Origin of the sequence: Micromonospora noduli (assembly GCF_003264475.1) — a bacterium.
Lineage (GTDB): Bacteria > Actinomycetota > Actinomycetes > Mycobacteriales > Micromonosporaceae > Micromonospora > Micromonospora noduli.
Window position 1 is genome coordinate 233,749 of sequence record NZ_PYAC01000042.1, and the last position, 18,542, is coordinate 252,290.

Here is an 18,542-nt window from a genome sequence, read left to right on the forward strand (position 1 = left end):
CGTGGGGGCCCGTCCGGACAGTTCACCCGGTGACGGTGATGGTGGCCTCGGCACGGGCGCCGTTGACCTCGACCGTCAGGCGTATCGGCGCGCCGGGCCGCAGTGCCGTCAGGGTGCCGGTGGCCGGATCGAATCGGGCGGTGTGCCAGGGGCGCACCCCGGCCGCCGAGCCGACGTGCACTCCCGGCGAGGCCGACCAGTCGGCGCTGACCGGTGCGGCCACCGGGACCGTACGCCCGCCGGGCTGGGTCAGCGTGGCGGTGACCGCCGCGGGGGTGCCGACCGTGACGCTGGCCGGGGCGGCCACCGTGAGGCGGTCGGCGTGCGCGTGGAACTCAGCGTCCACCCAGCGCGGGCCCTCGGCGAGCGGGTTACGACGGGCCCGGTCGGCCTCGGCCGCGGTCACCGGGTCCACGCCGAACTCCGTCCAGCCGGTGAAGCCGCCCTGGTCGGCAGGGGTGGACGGCGTCTTGCCCGCGTTGCCGTTGATCACGTACGGCACCCCGTCCACCCGGTCGGCGTGGAAGGTGCCGACGTGCCCGCCCACGAACAGCGCGCCCTTGCCGGTGCGGTGCTGGAAGTCGGCCAGCCACTGCTCCAGCAGCGCCGCCTCCTTGCGGTCGCCGAGCTGGCTGGCCTGCGCCGGGCTGGGGTCGCGCGGCGGGTGGTGGTGCAGGACGACGACCGAACCCACGCGCCGGTCGGTGGCCGCCGCGTCCAGCGTCTCGCGCAGCATCCGTACCTGGTCGAAGCCTCCGCCGCGCAGCGTCCCGGTGGACGAGTTCAACGTGACGAACCGGGTGCCGTTGTGGTCGAACACCCGGGAGGTGGCACCGAACACGGCCGCGAAGTTGCTGATCGGGGCGCCCATGATCTCGTGGTTGCCGGGCACGTAGTACCAGGGCAGCGCGTCGCCCAACTCCTCGTCGAGGATCCGCCGGGCCAGCGCGAAGTCGGCCGGGTAGGCGGTGTCCACGAAGTCGCCGTTGATCAGGAGGAAGTCCGGCCGGGCCGCCCGCACCTCGCGCAACGTCCGCCGGGCCTGGGCGACCAGGTCGCTGTCCGGGTCGGCGGCGACGAACTGGGCGTCGGAGAGCACCGCGAACCGCCACGGCGCGCCGTCCACAGTGCCGTCGCGGACCACCACCCGATCGGTACGCGGGGCCACCTCCGGCACGTCGACAGTCGGGGGCACCTTCGCCACCAGGTCGTCGATGATCACCTCGCTGGTGTACTGCGCCGCGGCGTTCGTCTCGGCCACGTAGAAACGGCGTACCCGCACCGGGTACTGCACCCCGGCCGGCACCGCGAACTCCACGTACCGCCAGCCGGTCCAGGTGATCAGCGGGCCACGCAGCACGTGTTGGGTGTCCTGGGCGTCGTGCAGGTGCAGGCTGGGCCACTCCCCGGTGCCGTTGCCGTGGATCCACATCCCGAAGGCCTGCGGCTGACCGGGCACCTCGATCCAGTCGGGCGGGTCGGCGTACGCGGCCCGCGTGCCGGTGGACTGGCTGAAGTCGTACGACATTCGGAGGCCGGTGCCGGTGTGCCCGGGCGCCGGCGCGACCGAACCGCTGGCGCGGGCCTGACTGAACCGCCAGGTCGCGGCGTCGTCGAAACCGGCGACCGGCACGTCGGTCAGCCCGACGGTGACCGGCAGGACAGCGCTCGTGCGTCCGACGTGAACGGTCACCAGGCCCGAGCCGGTGTCCCGCAACGCGGCGATGGACAGGTTGCCGTCCCCGGTGGGGGTGATCCGCAGCAGGTCCCGGTCGTAGTCGACTGTGAGGTCGGCCGGCTCGATCGGTGCGGTGTTGCCTTCGGCGTCGTACCCGACCACACCGACCACCGCGTTACCGTCCCGGCCGGTCAGCCCGACCCGCGGCGCGGTGGTGCCGATCCGGGCCAGCGGGCCGAGCACCGTGAGGTTCAGCGAGCCGGTGACGTGCCCCCGTGCGGCGATGACCGTGCTGGCCCCCGGTACGCCGGCGCGGAACACGCCGTCACGGCCGACCCGGCCGCGTACCGCCGGGGTCGCCCGCCAGGTGGGGGCGCCGGCCGCCGGGCCGTACGTCTCGTCGTAGCCGGATGCGGTGAGGGTGCGGGTCAGCCCCGGGAAGACCCGGTCGGGCCGCCCACCTCGCACCGGTGATACGCCGGGGGCGGCGGTGGGGTCGCTGGCCGTCTCGACCCAGTAGCCGGTGAGTCGCCCGCTCCCCTTCGGGGCATAGATGGCCAGGCCGTTGGGCACGGCCCGCTCGCTGCCGTCGGAGGGGCCGTTCTCCAGCTGCACTGCGGGTGCGCCCGGCTCCCGGGCCAGCAGTGTGGACGATCCGCCACCATCCAGGTTGAGCGCGTGGTGGGCGCCCAGCTCGGCCATCATCCGGCCCATCTCGGTCTGCGTCACGCCGCGGCTGTCGACCTGGCGGCCGTCCACCGTCAGCATGATCATCTTTTGACCGTCAGAGCTGAACCCGACGGCGGTGCGGGGGGCGAGGGTCGGGTCGGCGATGCTCTGCACGACGCCGTCGCGGACCAGGACGTTGCCGCCCCCGACCGCCGCGTGCAGGGTGCTGCCGTCGGAAGGCTTCGGCCGCCAGGCCACCGCCACCGGGTCACCGGGGCGCAGGGCGGCCAGCGCGTCCGCGCCGAGGTCTCGGCCGAGCAGCACGGTGCTGCCTGCGACGATCGGGCCGCTACCGGCCACGCTTCCCACCGCGGCCACCCGACCGCCGGTCACTGTGACCTCGACCACCCGGGCCGCGCCCTCCACGGCACGCTGCCGGGAGTACGTCCCCCACAGCTCGGTGAAGGCGCCGATGCCGTCGGCCTGCACCATGTTGTTGAACTGGGTCAGCGGGACCGCCCCGGTGGGCAGTGTGGCGCTGCCGTCGAAGTTCACCTCGATCACCCGCCCGAGCCCGTTGGTGGTGACCGCCACCGCGTTGCGGTGACCGCTGACCCCCGACTGGATCAGCTCGCCGTTCCGGACGCCGACGCCCTGGGCGGCGCCGGAGTTGTTGATGTCGAAGAAGTCACCGTTGACCGCGGCGACCGCGTGCGACTGGTCCACCGCCTTTCGCAGCGGCTCGGCTCGGCTGACCGCGCCGGAGTTGACGTAGTCGACGGTGGAGCCGCCGGCCAGGTCGGTGGTGAGCGCGTCGGCGCGCAGCCAGCCCTCGGCGTCGTACCTGTCGAAGGACGTCAGCTGGACCCCCGGCGCGACCGGCCGGGTGGCCTTCGTGGTCTCCAGCCCGCCGGCCGGCTCCACACCGCCAGCGTCGGCGGTCGGGGCGGTCGCGACTGTCGGGGCGGCGGCCAGGCTGACCGAGCCGGCCGGGCGGGAGGACGCGGGCGGCGCGTCCTCGGCGATGGTGGGTGAGGCCACTGACGATGAGGCCACGGTGGGCAGGTCGATGGTGGGCGCGGCGGTGGCCGGCGGCGACAGGGCCAGGGCGAGCAGCGGCGTCAGCAGCAGGACGCCGGTGCGGCGGGCGGATCGTCTGCGGGTACGCATGGACGACAGTCAACCCGGATATGAATAGAAGTTTCAATACCTGTCGACTGAACCGAAGGAAAATTCCAACAACTCGGCGCGCGGGCATCGGTTCCGTTGGCGTCGTCCCCGGCCCGTTGCGACTCCCACCGATCGCAGGCGCCGGGCCGGCCACCCCCTCCCGGGCAAAGGCGACGAGGTACATGACGAAGGGGCACGGCCGCGATGGCCGTGCCCCTACGTCGTCACCCCGGGATGGTTACTCCCCCGGCGTCGACTTCGCGATCTGCATCAGGAACTCGATGTTCGTGCGGGACTGCTTGAGCCGGTCCAGCAGGAGATCCATCGCGGCCTGCGAGTCCAGCGAGTGCAGCACCTTCCGGAGCTTGTGGATGATGGCCAGCTCTTCCGGTGCGAGCAGGACCTCTTCCTTACGCGTACCGGACGGGTTGATGTCGATGGCCGGGAAGGTCCGCTTGTCGGCGATCTTCCGGTCCAGCTTCAACTCGGCGTTGCCGGTGCCCTTGAACTCCTCGAAGATGACCGTGTCCGCCATGGACCCGGTCTCCACCAGCGCCGTGGCGATGATGGTCAGCGACCCGCCGTTCTCGATGTTGCGGGCCGCGCCGAGGAAGCGCTTCGGCGGGTAGAGCGCGGTGGAGTCGATACCACCCGACATGATCCGGCCGCTGGCCGGCGCCGCCAGGTTGTACGACCGACCGAGCCGGGTCACCGAGTCGAGCAGCACGACGACGTCGTGCCCAAGCTCGACGAGGCGCTTGGCCCGCTCGATGGCCAACTCCGCCACCGTGGTGTGGTCCTGCGGCGGACGGTCGAACGTGGCCGCGATGACCTCGCCCTTGATCGACCGCTGCATGTCGGTGACCTCTTCAGGCCGCTCGTCCACCAGCACCACCATCAGGTGGCACTCCGGGTTGTTGCGGGTGATCGCGTTCGCGATCGCCTGCAGCACCATCGTCTTACCCGCCTTGGGCGGAGACTGGATGAGTGCCCGCTGGCCCTTGCCGATCGGCATGACCAGGTCGATGACCCGGGTGGTCAGGATGTGCGGCTCGGTCTCCAGCCGCAGGCGCTCCTGCGGGTAGAGCGGGGTGAGCTTGTAGAACTCCGGACGACGCCGGGCCTCCTCCGGCTCCATCCCGTTGATCGTGTCCAGCCGCATCAGCGGGTTGTACTTGTCGCGCCGCTGGTCGCCGCTGTTGCCGCCCTCTCGGGCCGCCCGCACCGCACCGGTGATCGCGTCACCGCGGCGCAGGCCGTACTTCTTGATCTGGGACATCGAGACGTACACGTCGTTCGGGCCGGCCAGGTAACCGGTCGTCCGCACGAAGGCGTAGTTGTCGAGCACGTCGATGATGCCGGCCACCGGGACGAGCACGTCGTCCTCGTTGACCTGCGGCTCACGCCCGCCGGTGTCGGCACCGGTCTCGGTGCGCTCGCCGCGCCCACGGCGACGGTCCCGGAAACGGCTGCGCCGGCCGCGCCGGCCGCCGCCCTCGTCGTCGTCGTCGCTGTCCCGCTCGACACGCTGACCACGGTCGTTGCGGTCGTTGCGGTCACCGCGATCGGGTCGGTCGTTGCGCTCGGCACGCTCGCCCCGGTCGGAACGCTCGCCCCGGTCGTTGCGCTCGGCACGCTCGCCACGCTCACCACGATCGGAACGCTCGCCCCGGTCGTTGCGCTCGCCACGATCGGCACGCTCGCCCCGGTCAGCACGCTCGGTACGGTCGGCACGCTCGGTACGGTCGGCACGCTCGGTCCGCTCGCCCCGGTCGGCACGCTCGCCCCGGTCGGCACGCTCGGTCCGCTCGCCCCGGTCGGCACGCTCGGTCCGCTCGCCCCGGTCGGCACGCTCGGTCCGCTCGCCCCGGTCGGCACGCTCGGTCCGCTCGCCCCGGTCGGCACGCTCGCCCCGGTCAGCACGCTCGGCGCGCTCCGGACGCTCGGCCCGCTCGCGGCGGTTCTCGCCACGGTCGGCCCGCTCGCCGGCTTCCGCCTCGTCGGTCCGAGCCTCGGTCGCCCGCGCCTCGGTCGCCCGTGCCTCAGCGGGGCGAGCCTCGGTGGTACGGGCCTCTGCCGTTGCGGTCCGGCTCCGCCGGGTGCGGCTACGGCCCTCGGTCTCGGCGGCCGGCTCGGCCGGCGCCTGCTCGGCACCGCGTCCTTCGGCTGCCGGCCGGTCGGCGGTCTCCCGCACCTCGGCGCGCACCCCCTCGCGGGTCGGGGCGGCCGCGGCCGCGACCTCGGCCCGTGGTCGAGGGGTCCCGGCGGCGTTGCCGCCCTGCCGCTCGGAAATCGCGGCGATCAGCTCGCCCTTGCGCATGCGAGCCGTGCCGGAGATGCCGAGCGACGCAGCCAGGCTCTGCAGCTCTGGCAGCAGCATCGCCGACAGACCGGTGCCGCTACGCCGACGACGGGCGGGAGCGGCGGCGGTGGCATCGCCAGCGACGTTGGAAACATCCGACGTCACGTCGGTGGTGTCGCTCAATGGATTCCTTCCCTCGATAAGGCCGGGACTGCCCGGAGTCGGAGCTCAGGTGGCCGGGCGGCCTCGGTGCACCCGCCTCGCAAGGACGCGTCGCGGGAGTCTGTGACACAGCAGCCGGTCGGTATCCCGACTCACCAACGTCGGTGAGCAGGTCTCGCCGTCTGCGGCGACCTGTGGAAACTGCGGTGCGGCGTGGGCCTTTGGCAGGGGTAGACGGGCTGACCGCCGAGAGCTTCGGGGGTGCGCCGCCCCGCAGGAGATCGCGTGCTTCGCGGCTGTGCTAGGTCTAGAGCGTAATCAACTCTTCCGACCTGCGGCAACAGGGTCCCGCTCGGCGTGTCCAAGTCTACCCCGCGCGACCCGCGCGCCGCTGACGTCTATCGGTAACTGCCAGATCTCCCAGTCTGTTCCCACTGGGAAGCCCGCTGGAGGCTGGCTGAGCGCCAGCACAGTCGGCCCCGCCCCACTGACCACAGCTGCCACATCGGCCGCTCGTAACGCGCTGACCAGGGCAGACGTGCCTGGCATCCCGGCTGCGCGGTAATCCTGATGGAGCCGGTCGACGGTGGCCGGCAGCAGCAGGGTCGGATCCGTGGTGAGCGCGTGCACCAGCAGTGCTGCCCGCCCGGCGGTCAACGCGGCGTCACCGTGCGGCACGGTTGCCGGCAGAGCGGCCCGCGCGGTCGCGGTCAACCCGCGTTCCGCCGGAACGAAAACAGTGGGCCGCACCGCGGCGGCGACCGGCAGGGAGACCGCCCGGGCGCCGCCCGGCTCGGACCAGGCCACTGTGAAACCGCCGAGCAGGCACGGCGCCACATTGTCGGGGTGGCCCTCGATCTCGGCGGCCAGCCGCAGCGCGCCGGCGTCGTCGAGGCGGTGCTCCCCATCAACGACCAGGGCACGGGCCAGCAGCACCCCGGCGACGATCGCGGCCGACGAGGAGCCCAGCCCGCGTGCCTGGGGGATCCGGTTGACGCACTCCACGCTCAGCCCCGCGGGGTGGGCCCCGAGCACGTCGAACGCGGCGCGCATGGCCCGCACCACCAGGTGCCGGTCGTCGTCGGGCAGCTCACCGGCGCCCTGCCCGGTCACTGTCACCCGGACACCACCCGAGGCGACCTCGGCCGCCACGTCGTCGTAGAGCCCGAGGGCGAGACCCAGCGCGTCGAAGCCCGGGCCCAGGTTGGCGCTGGTCGCCGGGACGCGGACCCGGACCGGCTCGGCGGTGAAGTTCGTCGGCACGCGCTCATGCTAGGGCTCGGGACCGACGAACCGGTTCCGAGCCCGCTGCCTGGGACCGCAGAGTTCAGCCGGCGGGGTCCGGGACCGGCTCGACGGCCGGATCGGTGAGCGACAGCCGGCGGGTGGCGATCCGCCAGCCCACCGCGTACACGAGGGTGATCAGACCGCAGCCGGCGAGCACCACCCGTTCGTCGACCGAGTCCACCACCAGGGCCACCGCCAGTTGACTCACCGAGATCGCCAGCGTCGCCAGCATCATGTCGGTGGCGAAGACGCGGCCCCGCAGCCGGTCCGGAACCTCACCCTGAAGGGCGAAGTTCGACATCACCCAGTTGCTGCCTCCCGCGAAGTGCGCCACGAAGACCAGCAGCAGCACCAGCGGAAACCATCGCACCACCGAGGTGCCCAGGTAGGACAGGCCGTAGAGCGACATGGACAGCGCGAGCCCGGGCAGTAGCCAGGCCCGGTTGGTCAACACCCGGCGCATCAGGATCGGGCCCACCAACGCTCCCGCGCCGCGTACCGCGAAGAGCAGTCCGGCACCGAGAGGGCCGACACCGTACACGCCGGCCAGCAGCGGAAACACGGTCAACACGCCATTGCCCAGGCCCACCGCGGACTTGACGGTGACCAGCGCGAGCACGCGGGGCCGGTGACCGATGTAGCCGAGCGCCTCGCGGACCGCCGACCAGGTCCGCTGGGCCGGTTGGTCGGCGTCCCGGGGCGCCTGCAACGGCCGGCGGATCCGGGTGGCGAGGGCCGCAGCCGCCGCGAGGCCCGCCGCCGCGACCCAGAAGCAGACGTACGGGCCGGCAGCGGTGCTGAGCACGCCACCGAGCGACGCACCGACCACTGTCATGGTGCCCCAGGCCGAGCCGGCGACGGCGTTGCCAGCGGCGAGTTCGTGCGGCTCCAGAACGTTGGGCAGGGCGGCCTGGGCGGCCGGCGAGTAGAACGCCTTCGCGACCGCCACCACGCCGATCGCGACCAGCGCCAGCCACGCCGTTCCGGCGTTGCGCACACCGAGCAGCAGCAGCACGCCCGCCAGCGCGGCCACGTTCGCGGCGATCATGATCTTCCGGCGGTCGAAGCGGTCGGCGATCGTGCCGGTGTACGGCAGCAGCAACGCCACGATGCCGGTGTCGACCGCCAACACCAGCGCGCCCCAGACGCCGCTGCCGGTCAGGTGCGGCAGCAGCACCAGCAGCGGCACCATGACGAACCAGTCGGCGCCGAAGACCACCAGCTCGGCGAGGAAGAGGTTGCGGAAGCTCCGATTGCCGGTCAGAACCGAGAGGGTGGACGCCACGGAGCGCGACCCTACCTGGTCGTCGTCGAAGCCATACCCGCTCCCAGCAGCGCCGAGACCGTGACGAAGGTGTAGCCGCGCGACCGTAGCCCGTTGATCATGTCGGTCAGCCCTCGCAGTGCGACCAGCCGTCGGCGCGCCCCCACATCGTGGCCGAGCACGATCGTTCCCGGTCGGACCGCGGCCACGATCCGTCGGGCGTGACCGGCCGGATCGTCGGGGAACTCGCGCTCCACCATCTGCAACGACCAGAGCACCAGGCGATAGTCCAGCCGGGCCGCCGCGTGCAGCACCGCCCCGCCCAGGTGGCCGTACGGCGGGCGGAGGAGCGCCGGCGGCAGCCCGGTCAGGTCGGCGATCGCGTCGTGGCTGCGGCGCAGGTCGTCGTACGCCTCGGCGGCGTCCAGTGCGGCCAGGTCCCGGTGCTCCCAGCTGTGGTTTCCCACCTCGTGCCCGGCGAGCCGGTCGCGGACGACGTCGGCGTGCCGGCGGACCTGCGCCCCGACCATGAAGAAGGTGGCCGGAACCCGGTGCTGGGCCAGAGTGTCGAGCACCATGGGAGTCCACTGTGGTGCCGGGCCGTCGTCGAAGGTGAGGGCCACCAGGCGCTGGTTGGTCCGCCCCGACCAGACGACCTCCAGCGCGCCGCTGCCGACGTCCTGCTGGCCGTTACCGAGGGTGGTGCCGGCAGGGCCGCCGGCGATCGGCGTCCGGCGATGGGTGATCCGCCACGCCTCCGACGTCCCGGCACCGATGGCCACGCCGCCCACCACCAGCAGGCCACGGCGCAGCAGATCGCGCCGTCCCCACCCGCGCGCGCCCTCGGCCATCCGCCCGCCCTCGCTTCACCCACACCCCCACCTGCCTACGAGGAGTATGCAAGAAGTTACACAAAGTGTGGGGTCGTCGAGTCGGAGTGTTTTCGGTCGAATGAACCTGGAACGCCCCCGGCGAAAAATCCGCCGGGGGCGTTCCGAACCACGCTGCGACCTACTCGGTCGGCTCCGCCGGAGGCAGCGGCGAGGTACGGCTACGCGGCAGCCGCAGCACCTCGAACTGGTCCGTGCCCTCCACCAACGCGGCCGACGGCGCGGGCCGCCCGGCCGGCTGCACACCCTCGGCCGCGACCGGGGCGGGCGCGCCGCTCGGCACCGCGACCTGGTTCGGCGCTGGCACCTCGTCGGCCTCCGTCGTGGTCACCGCCGACCCTCCGGAGCGCCGCCGTGCGCGCCGAGCCCGCAGCGACTCCTTGGTGTGCTCCACCATCGTGTACAGCGTCGGCACCAGGATCAGCGTGAGCAGCGTCGAGCTGAGCAGACCACCGATCACCACGACCGCCAGCGGCTGAGAGATGAAGCCGCCCTCACCGGTCAACCCGAACGCCATCGGCAGCAGCGCGAAGATGGTCGCCACCGCCGTCATCAGGATCGGGCGCAGCCGGCGACGGCCGCCTTCGACCACCGCCTCCCGGACCCCCATGCCCTGTGCTCGGTACTGGTTGATCAGGTCGAGCAACACGATCGCGTTGGTCACCACGATGCCGACCAGCATCAGCACGCCGATCAGCGCCGGCACACCGAGCGGCGTCCCGGTGATCAACAGCAGACCGATCGCACCGGTCGCCGCGAACGGGATGGAGATCAGCAGGATCAGCGCCTGGGTGAGGCTGCGGAACGTGGCCACCATGATCAGGAAGACGATGGCGATCGCGGCCAGCACCGCCAGGCCCAGGTCCGCGAAGGCATCCGCCTGATCCGCGCTGACACCGCCGATGGTGAAGCTCGCACCCGGCACATTGATGCCGTCCAGACGCTTCTGCAACTCCTGGCTGGTCGCGCCCAGGTTCGAGCCGGTCGCCGCGCCGGTCACCGACACGCTGCGCTCACCGTCGATCCGGGTGACCTGCTGTGGGCCTTCGCCCTGAGTGACCTTCGCGATGTCGCCCAGCTTCACCGGACCAACCGGCAGTGCCCGCAGCTCCTCCACGGTCACCGGCGGCTGCGTGCCCAACCGCAGCACCACGTTCTGCTGCTGGCCGTCGAGCGCGACCTGGCCCAGCGGCGCTCCCCGGAACGCCTGCGACACGAGCTGCCCCACGGCGGCCTCGGTGAGCCCGACCCGACCGGCGGCGACCCGGTCGACCACCACGTCGACCCGCGGCACCCGCGCGGCAAGGCTGGTGGACACGTCCTCGACGTCCGGGACCCCCGCCATCGCGGCCCGCGCCTCCTCGGCGGCCCGGGTCAGCGCCTCCGGGTCGCTGGCCTGGACGATCACCTCCAGCTGGCTGGTCGACGCCTCCTGCCCGCCACCGAAGCTGATCTCACCCACACCGGCGCCGAGCTTGTCGAACTCCTTGCGCAGCACCTCACGCATCTGCTTCGCGTCGGTGTCACCGTCGAGCGCCAGCGACCAGCTGGCGACGTTGTTGCCGCCGCCGCCCGCCCACGGGTTGTCCCCGCCGCCCGCGGTCACCTGGTACGTCTCGACACCGTCGGTGCGGGACAGCACCGACTCGACCTGCTTGGCCGCCGCGTCGGTGGCCGCCAGGCCACTGCCGGCCGGCAGCTCCTGGCTCATGTTGAGGGTGTCCTGGCCGGAGTCGTCCAGGAAGTTGGTCTCCAACTTCTGCGCCAGACCGAAGGTGCCGAAGAGCACCAGCAGGCCGAGCCCGACGGTGATCCAACGGGTCGACCGCTTGCGAGTGGCGAACCCGATCACCGGCAGGTACGCCCGCTGCAACGGGCTGCGCAGCTCCTTCTCCTCCGCGGCGTGCCGTACCGCCTCGTCGTCCGCGGTGCCGCCGCGCGGCTTGAGGAACCAGTACGCGAGGACCGGGATCACGGTCAGCGACACCAGCAGCGAGGCGAGCAGGGCCACCGTCACAGTGATCGCGAACGGCGCGAAGAGCTGACCCACGAACCCGCCGACCAGCGCGATCGGCGCGAACACCGCCACCGTGGTGAGGGTGGACGCGGTCACCGCACCGGCGACCTCGCGGACGCCGGTGATGATGGCGTGCCGTTTCTCCTCGCCGTACTCCAGGTGTCGTTTGATGTTCTCCAACACCACGATCGAGTCGTCGACCACCCGACCCACCGCGATGGTCAACGCGCCGAGGGTGAGCAGGTTGAGCGAGTAGTCACCGATCCACAGGGCGATCAGCGCCACCAGCACGGAGAGCGGGATGGAGACCGCGGTGACCACCGTCGAGCGCACCGACAGCAGGAAGACCAGGATGACGATGACCGCCATCACGAGGCCCAGCAGACCCTCCGTGGTCAGCGACTCGATCGACTTCTCGACGAACGGCGCCTGGTCGAAGACCACTGTCAGCTCCGCGCCGGAGGCGTCCTTCAGGTCGTCGAGCCGGTCCCGGATCTCGTGCGAGATCTCCACGGCGTTGCCGTCCGGTGCCGCGGTGACCGCGATACCGAGGCTGTCCTTGCCGTTGGTCCGGGTGATTGCCGTGGCCGGGGCGAGCTGCTGCTCGACCGTCGCCACGTCACCGAGGCGAACGGGTGCCGCAGCCGGGACGACCACGATGCCGCGCAGCTCCTCCAGGGTGGAGATCGGGGTGCCGACCTGCACCGGGAGGGCCAGCGCGCCGTCGGTCACCGCGCCGGCCGGAACCGCCACGCCGTTGGTCTTCAGCGCCGCGCCGATCGCCGTCGGCTGAATCTTCGCGGCGGCCATCTTCGCCGGGTCCGGGGTGACCACCACGACGTCGTCGCGGGTGCCGGTCACCTCGACCGTGCGTACCCCCTCGATGCCCTCCAGCTCCGGCACCACTGTCGCGCGCAGCTTCTCGGCGAGTGCCCGCTCGTCCGCTGTGCCGGCCGCGGCCAGCACCACCGCCGGAAGGTCGTCGGTACTACCCGCGATGACCTGCGGGTCGACGCCCTCCGGCAGTTGGGCGTCGATCCGGCTCAACGCGGTCTGCATCTTGTTGACCACGTCGTCGAGGTCGGTGCCGAACTCGTACGTCACCTGGACGGTGGCCGCCCCCTCGCGGGAGGTGGAGGTGACCTGGTCCAGCCCCGGGATGCCCTGGAGGGCGTTCTCGATCGGCTCGGTCACCTGCGACTCGACGATCTCGGGGCCGGCGCCGGGGTAGGGAGCCACGATGAACGCGGCCGGGAACTCGAGCGACGGCAGCAGTTGCTGCTTCAGCGACGGCACGGCGAACACTCCGAACACCGTGGTCACCACCGCGATGAGGGCAATCAGCCCTCGGTTGGCGAGGCTGAATCTGGCGAGCAGCGACATCGGCCTGGCTCACTCCTGAACGAGAATGCGGGCGGGGATACCCGAAAGTGTGCCGGACTCGCATACCCCGACCCCCGCCGCCCCCGGGCCGCACCGCCGTCCAGCTACCCGCCGTCGGTCACCACCCGGACGGCGGCGCGCTCAGGCCAGGTCGAGGGCGCGCGCCGCGGCCAGCGGGTCGTTCGCGATGGTCACCGGCGCCGGCGCGGTGGAGATCGCCCACTCCGGGTCCTTCAGCCCGTGGCCGGTCACCGTGCAGACCACCGTGGAACCGGGCGGCACCGCGCCCGCCGCGGCCTGCTGCAGCAGGCCGGCCACGCTGGCCGCGCTGCCCAGCTCGACGAAGACCCCCACCTCACGGGCGAGCAGACGGTACGCGGAGAGGATCTCCCGGTCGGTCACCGACTCGATCAGGCCACCGGAGGCGTCCCGGGCATCCAACGCCTTGGTCCAGCTCGCCGGGTTGCCGATCCGGATCGCGGTGGCGATGGTCGACGGCTCCGGCACCACCTGACCGGTCACGATCGGGGCCGCCCCGGCGGCCTGGAAGCCGTACATCTTCGGGGTGCGGGTGGTGGCGCCGGCGGCCAACTCCTCCGCGTATCCCATCCAGTACGCGGAGATGTTGCCGGCGTTGCCGACCGGCAGGCAGTGGATGTCGGGCGCGTCACCGAGCGCCTCGACGATCTCGAAGGCGGCGGTCTTCTGGCCGTGCAGCCGGTCGATGTTGACCGAGTTGACCAACGCGACCGGGTAGTCCTGGGCGAGCTTGGCGGCAGTCGCGAGGCAGTCGTCGAAGTTGCCGTTCACCTGGAGCAGCTTCGCGCCGTGCACCAGCGCCTGGGCCAGCTTGCCCAGCGCGATCTTGCCTTGCGGCACCAGCACGGCGCAGGTCAATCCGGCCCGGGCCGCGTACGCCGCGGCGGAGGCGCTGGTGTTGCCGGTGGAGGCGCAGATGATGGCCTTGTTGCCGGCCTCGACCGCCTTGGACACCGCGAGGGTCATCCCCCGGTCCTTGAAGGAGCCGGTCGGGTTGGCGCCCTCCACCTTGAGGTGCACGTCGCAACCGAGCCGGGCGGACAGCACCGGCGCCGGCAACAGCGGGGTGTTGCCCTCGTGCAGCGTCACGACCGGCGTGGCCGCGGTGACCGGCAGCCGATCCCGGTACGCCTCGATCAGACCCCGCCACATGTCGCTCTCCTCGCCTCTACCGCCGCGCCCACCCGATTGTCAGGGCCACCTTGGACCAGCCCGCTGGAGTGGTCAATGGCACACCCCGGCTTACCCACCTGGCGGGACGCGCGAGCCACCCCGTCGATGATGCAACGACTCAGGCGCCGCCCTCGACCCGCAGCACACTGGTCACCGAACGGACAATGTCCAGACCGCGCAGCTCACCGACGGTCGCGGCGAGCGCGGCGTCCGGTGCCACATGCGTGACGATGACCAACTCGGCGTCGCCGTCGCGGCCCGCCGGCCCGCCCGCCGAACCCTGCCGCACCGTCGCGATCGACACGTCGTGCCGGGCGAACACGCTCGCCACCGAGGCCAGCACACCCGGGCGGTCGGCCACGTCGAGGCTCACGTGGTAGCGGGTCAACGCCTCACCCATCGGCCGGACCGCGAGGTCCGCGTACGCGCTCTCGCTGGCCGCGCGCACCCCGGCGAGCCGGTTGCGGGACACCGCGACCACGTCACCGAGCACCGCGCTGGCGGTGGGCGCGCCACCGGCGCCCCGACCGTAGAACATCAACTGCCCGGCCGCGTCCGCCTCCACGAAGACCGCGTTGAACGCGTCCCCGACGCTGGCCAGCGGGTGGCTGCGCGGGATCATCGCCGGGTGCACCCGGACGCTGACCGTCTCCCGGCCGGTGGGGTCGACACCCCGGGCCGCGATGCAGAGCAGTTTGATCGTGCAGCCCATCGCCTGGGCGCTGGCCATGTCCGCGGCGGTCACCTCGGTGATGCCCTCACGGTGCACGTCGGCGGCGCCGACCCGGGTGTGGAACGCCAGCGAGGCGAGGATCGCCGCCTTCGCCGCCGCGTCGAAGCCCTCCACGTCGGCGGTCGGATCGGCCTCCGCGTACCCCAGGGCGGTGGCCTCTTCAAGAGCCTCGGCGAAGCCGGCGCCGGTCGCGTCCATCGCGGAGAGGATGAAGTTGGTGGTGCCGTTGACGATGCCGGTGACCCGGTTGATCCGATCGCCGTGCAGCGACTCCCGTAGCGGACGCAGCAGCGGGATGGCCCCGGCCACTGACGCCTCGTAGTAGAGGTCGCCGCCGCCCTCGGCCGCCGCCTCGTGCAGGGCCACGCCGTCCTCGGCGAGCAGCGCCTTGTTGGCGGTGACCACGCTCTTGCCGGCGCGCAGCGCCTCGACCAGCCAACTCCGGGCCGGCTCGATGCCACCGATCACCTCGATCACCACGTCCACGTCGTCGCGCTTGATCAGGCCAAGCGCGTCGGTGGTGAACAGGTCCTCGTCGACCGGCAGGTCACCTCGGTCGCGGCCGAGCCGACGGACGGCGATGCCGGCGATCTCCAGCGGAGCGCCGATCCGTGCCGTGAGGTCGGCCGACTGCTCGTGCAGCAGCCGGACCACCTCCTGGCCGACAGTGCCACAGCCGAGCAGCGCCAAGCGCACAGGTGACGTCATCCAACATCCAATGCGAGCAGGTCCTCTTCGGTTTCCCGCCGGACGATCAGGCGCGCCTGGCCGTCGCGCACCGCGACCACCGGTGGCCGGGGCACATGGTTGTAGTTGCTGGCCATGCTTCGGCAGTACGCACCAGTGCCGGGCACTGCGACAAGATCTCCGGGCTGCACGTCGGCGGGCAGGAATTCATCCTTCACCACGATGTCCCCGGACTCACAATGCTTTCCCACCACGCGGGCGAGCAACGGCTGCGCGGTCGAGGCCCGCGAGGCCAGCGTCGCCGAGTAGGACGCGTCGTAGAGGGCGGTGCGGATGTTGTCGCTCATCCCGCCGTCGACGCTGACGTACGTCCGGAGGCCGTCGAGGTCCTTGACCGTGCCGACCTCGTAGAGGGTGAACACGGCCGGCCCGACGATGGCCCGGCCCGGCTCGATCGACAGGTGCGGCACGGCCAGGTTCTCCGCCGCGCACTCCGAATCAACGATCTTGCGAAGCCGCTTGGCCAGATCCTGCGGGGTCGCCGGGTCGTCCTGGGTGGTGTACGCGATGCCGAAGCCGCCGCCCAGGTCCAGCTCGGGCAGCTCCACTCCGCGCGCGTCGCGGATCTGCGCCTGAAGGGCGAGCACCCGCCGGGCCGAGACCTCGAAGCCGCTGGCGTCGAAGATCTGCGAGCCGATGTGCGAGTGCAGCCCGCGCAGCTCCAGCACGCCCTCGTCGAGGATCTTGAACGCGGCGTTGGCGGCGGCACCGCCGGCCAGCGAGAAGCCGAACTTCTGGTCCTCGTGGGCGGTGGCGATGAACTCGTGGGTGTGCGCCTCGACGCCCACAGTGACCCGCACCAGCACCCGGGGCCGGACCCCGCGCTCGCGGGCCAGCGCGGTGAGCCGGTCGATCTCGGTGAACGAGTCGACGATGATCCGGCCCACCCCGGCGTCCAGCGCCCGGCCCAGCTCGGCGACCGACTTGTTGTTGCCGTGAAAGCCGATCCGCTCCGGCGGCATTCCGGCCGACAGCGCGGTGGCCAGCTCGCCACCGGTGCAGACGTCCAGGTGCAGCCCCTCCTCGGCGATCATCCGGACCACCGCCCGGCAGAGGAACGCCTTGCCCGCGTAGAACACGTCCTCGGTCGGGAAGGCCGCCCGGAAGTCGCGGCAGCGCGAGCGCAGGTCGGCCTCGTCGAGGACGTACACCGGGGTGCCGAACTCGGCCGCGATGTCGCGGACGCTCAGGCCCGCGACGGCGACCGCGCCGTCGGCGCCACGCGTCACCGACCGCGGCCACAGCGCCGGCACGAGGGCGTTGACGTCGGCCGGGGTACGCAGCCAGGCCGGCCCCTGGTTGCTGATGTCCGCGTGCAGCGCACCGGCCTCATGAGCCCTCATGTCACATCCTCTCGGGTGCGGAGACGCCGAGCAGGTGCAGGCCGTTGGCGATCACCGTGCGGGTGGCGTTGTTGAGCCAAAGCCGAGCGCGGTGCAGGTCGGTGATCTCCTCGTCGCCCAGCGGCAGCACCCGGCAGTTGTCGTAGAACCGGTGGTAGGAGGCGGCGACGCTCTCCTCCAGGTAGCGGGCCACCCGGTGCGGCTCCCGCAGCTCGGCGGCCGTCGCCACCACCGCGGGGAACTGGGCGAGGGCCTTGAGCAGCTCGTTCTCCTTCTCGTGGTCGAGCAGCTCGGGGCGGAACGCGTCGGCGTCGCCCGGAACCAGCCCCACCTCGGCGGCGTTGCGGGCCACGCCCGCCGTCCGGGCTGCCACGTACTGCACGTAGTAGACCGGGTTGTCGCGGGTCGCCCGGGTCCACAGCTCGATGTCGATGTCGATCGGGGAGTCGCTGGAGTAACGGGCCAACGCGTAGCGGGAGGCGTCCACGCCGATCGCGTCGACCAGGTCCTCCAGGGTGATCACGGTGCCGGCCCGCTTGCTCATCCGCATCGGGGCGCCGTCGCGCAGCAGGTTGACCAGCTGCCCGATGAGGATCTCCAGGTTGCGCTCCGGGTCGTCGCCGAAGCAGGCGGACATCGCCTTCATCCGGCCGATGTAGCCGTGGTGGTCGGCGCCCAGCATGATCACGACCCGATCGAAGCCGCGCTCGCGCTTGTCCAGGTAGTAGGCGCAGTCCGCGGCGAAGTACGTCCACTCGCCGTTGGACTTGCGCAGCACCCGGTCCTTGTCGTCGCCGAAGTCGGTGGTGCGCAGCCAGGTGGCGCCCTCGGACTCGTAGAGGTGCCCCTGCTGGCGCAGCCGGTTCAACGCCAGGTCGAGCTCACCCCGGTCGTGCAGGTCCTTCTCGTTGAAGTAGGTGTCGAACTCCACCCCGAAGTCGCGCAGCGAGGTGCGGATCTCGTCGAACATCAGCGCGACGCCCTCGACCCGGAAGACCTCCTGGGCGGCGTCGTCGTCGAGCGAGCGCACCTCCGGCCGGCGGGCCTGCACCTCGCTGGCGATCTCGGCGATGTACGCCCCGCCGTAGCCGTCCTCCGGCGCCGACTCACCCTTCGCGGCGGCGAGCAGCGACCGGGCGAACCGGTCGATCTGCGAACCGGCGTCGTTGAAGTAGTACTCCGTGCCGACATCGGCGCCGGTGGCCCGCAGCAGCCGGCTCAGCGCGTCACCGACGGCCGCCCAGCGGACCCCGCCGATGTGCACCGGCCCGGTCGGGTTGGCCGAGACGAACTCCAGGTTGATCCTCTCGCCGGCGAGCCGGTCGCTGCGGCCGTACTCCGCGCCGGTCTCGACGATCACCCGCGCGAGCTGACCGGCCGCGGCGGCGTCGAGGCGGATGTTCAGGAAGCCAGGCCCGGCGATTTCCACCGATTTGACCCCCGGTGCCCGGCCCAGCTCGTCGGCCAGGGCCGTCGCCAGTTCCCGGGGCGGAACGCCCACCTTCTTGCTCAACTGCAGCGCGAGCGTCGAGGCGTAGTCGCCGTGCTCGGGGTTGCGCGGTCGCTCCACCACCGTGCTCGCCGGCAGCGCGGCGCGGTCCAGCCCACGCTGCTCGAAGACGGCGTGGGCGGCGGCAAGGACGACCGAGGCTAGTTCTGCAGGAGTCACCCAACCATGTTATCGG

General features: G+C 71.9%; 10 protein-coding genes. All 10 read right to left on the bottom strand.

The annotated features are described in order from the left end of the window. Window positions 1–22: 22 nt before the first annotated feature. The 10 genes from MED15_RS30075 to argS all read right to left on the bottom strand — a co-directional run bounded on the left by MED15_RS30075 (window position 23) and on the right by argS (window position 18,526). The gene (locus tag MED15_RS30075) at window positions 23–3,517 is read right to left on the bottom strand and encodes a phosphodiester glycosidase family protein (RefSeq protein ID WP_112737554.1); all 3,495 of its coding nucleotides are present in this window, start codon (window positions 3,515–3,517) and stop codon (window positions 23–25) included. A 238-nt stretch (window positions 3,518–3,755) separates the two neighbouring features. Beyond that, the gene (rho, locus tag MED15_RS30080) at window positions 3,756–6,002 is read right to left on the bottom strand and encodes a transcription termination factor Rho (protein WP_112737555.1); all 2,247 of its coding nucleotides are present in this window, start codon (window positions 6,000–6,002) and stop codon (window positions 3,756–3,758) included. A 297-nt stretch (window positions 6,003–6,299) separates the two neighbouring features. After that, complete coding sequence (thrB, locus tag MED15_RS30085) at window positions 6,300–7,244, bottom strand: homoserine kinase (protein WP_112737557.1); 945 nt, start codon at window positions 7,242–7,244, stop codon at window positions 6,300–6,302. Between the two features lie 64 nt (window positions 7,245–7,308). Beyond that, window positions 7,309–8,553: an MFS transporter gene (locus tag MED15_RS30090; protein ID WP_112583600.1), complete on the bottom strand. Its 1,245-nt coding sequence runs from the start codon at window positions 8,551–8,553 to the stop codon at window positions 7,309–7,311. An 11-nt stretch (window positions 8,554–8,564) separates the two neighbouring features. Then, entirely contained in the window at window positions 8,565–9,383 is an 819-nt protein-coding gene (locus tag MED15_RS30095; protein WP_112737559.1) for a polysaccharide deacetylase family protein, read from the bottom strand. A 160-nt stretch (window positions 9,384–9,543) separates the two neighbouring features. Continuing rightward, a complete protein-coding gene (locus MED15_RS30100; RefSeq protein ID WP_112725371.1) occupies window positions 9,544–12,822 on the bottom strand; it encodes an efflux RND transporter permease subunit in 3,279 nt (1,092 codons plus the stop codon). Between the two features lie 141 nt (window positions 12,823–12,963). Further along, a complete protein-coding gene (gene thrC, locus MED15_RS30105) occupies window positions 12,964–14,013 on the bottom strand; it encodes a threonine synthase (RefSeq protein WP_112583603.1) in 1,050 nt (349 codons plus the stop codon). A 139-nt stretch (window positions 14,014–14,152) separates the two neighbouring features. After that, window positions 14,153–15,463 (bottom strand): homoserine dehydrogenase, encoded by a 1,311-nt coding sequence (locus tag MED15_RS30110; protein WP_181541704.1) that lies wholly within the window; start codon window positions 15,461–15,463, stop codon window positions 14,153–14,155. A gap of 8 nt (window positions 15,464–15,471) precedes the next feature. Further along, window positions 15,472–16,857, bottom strand: coding sequence for a diaminopimelate decarboxylase (gene lysA, locus MED15_RS30115; protein ID WP_112583605.1), 1,386 nt, complete (start codon window positions 16,855–16,857; stop codon window positions 15,472–15,474). Between the two features lies 1 nt (window position 16,858). After that, window positions 16,859–18,526, bottom strand: coding sequence for an arginine--tRNA ligase (argS, locus tag MED15_RS30120; RefSeq protein ID WP_112583606.1), 1,668 nt, complete (start codon window positions 18,524–18,526; stop codon window positions 16,859–16,861). Between the last annotated feature and the right edge of the window lie 16 nt (window positions 18,527–18,542).

What these genes read in the sequence shown, in the direction of transcription:
- MED15_RS30075 (WP_112737554.1), bottom strand. Translation starts at nt 3,517, where the DNA reads ATGCGTACCCGCAGACGATCCGCCCGCCGCACCGGCGTCCTGCTGCTG.
- MED15_RS30095 (WP_112737559.1), bottom strand. Translation starts at nt 9,383, where the DNA reads ATGGCCGAGGGCGCGCGCGGGTGGGGACGGCGCGATCTGCTGCGCCGT.
- MED15_RS30100 (WP_112725371.1), bottom strand. Translation starts at nt 12,822, where the DNA reads ATGTCGCTGCTCGCCAGATTCAGCCTCGCCAACCGAGGGCTGATTGCC.
- thrC (WP_112583603.1), bottom strand. Translation starts at nt 14,013, where the DNA reads ATGTGGCGGGGTCTGATCGAGGCGTACCGGGATCGGCTGCCGGTCACC.
- lysA (WP_112583605.1), bottom strand. Translation starts at nt 16,857, where the DNA reads ATGAGGGCTCATGAGGCCGGTGCGCTGCACGCGGACATCAGCAACCAG.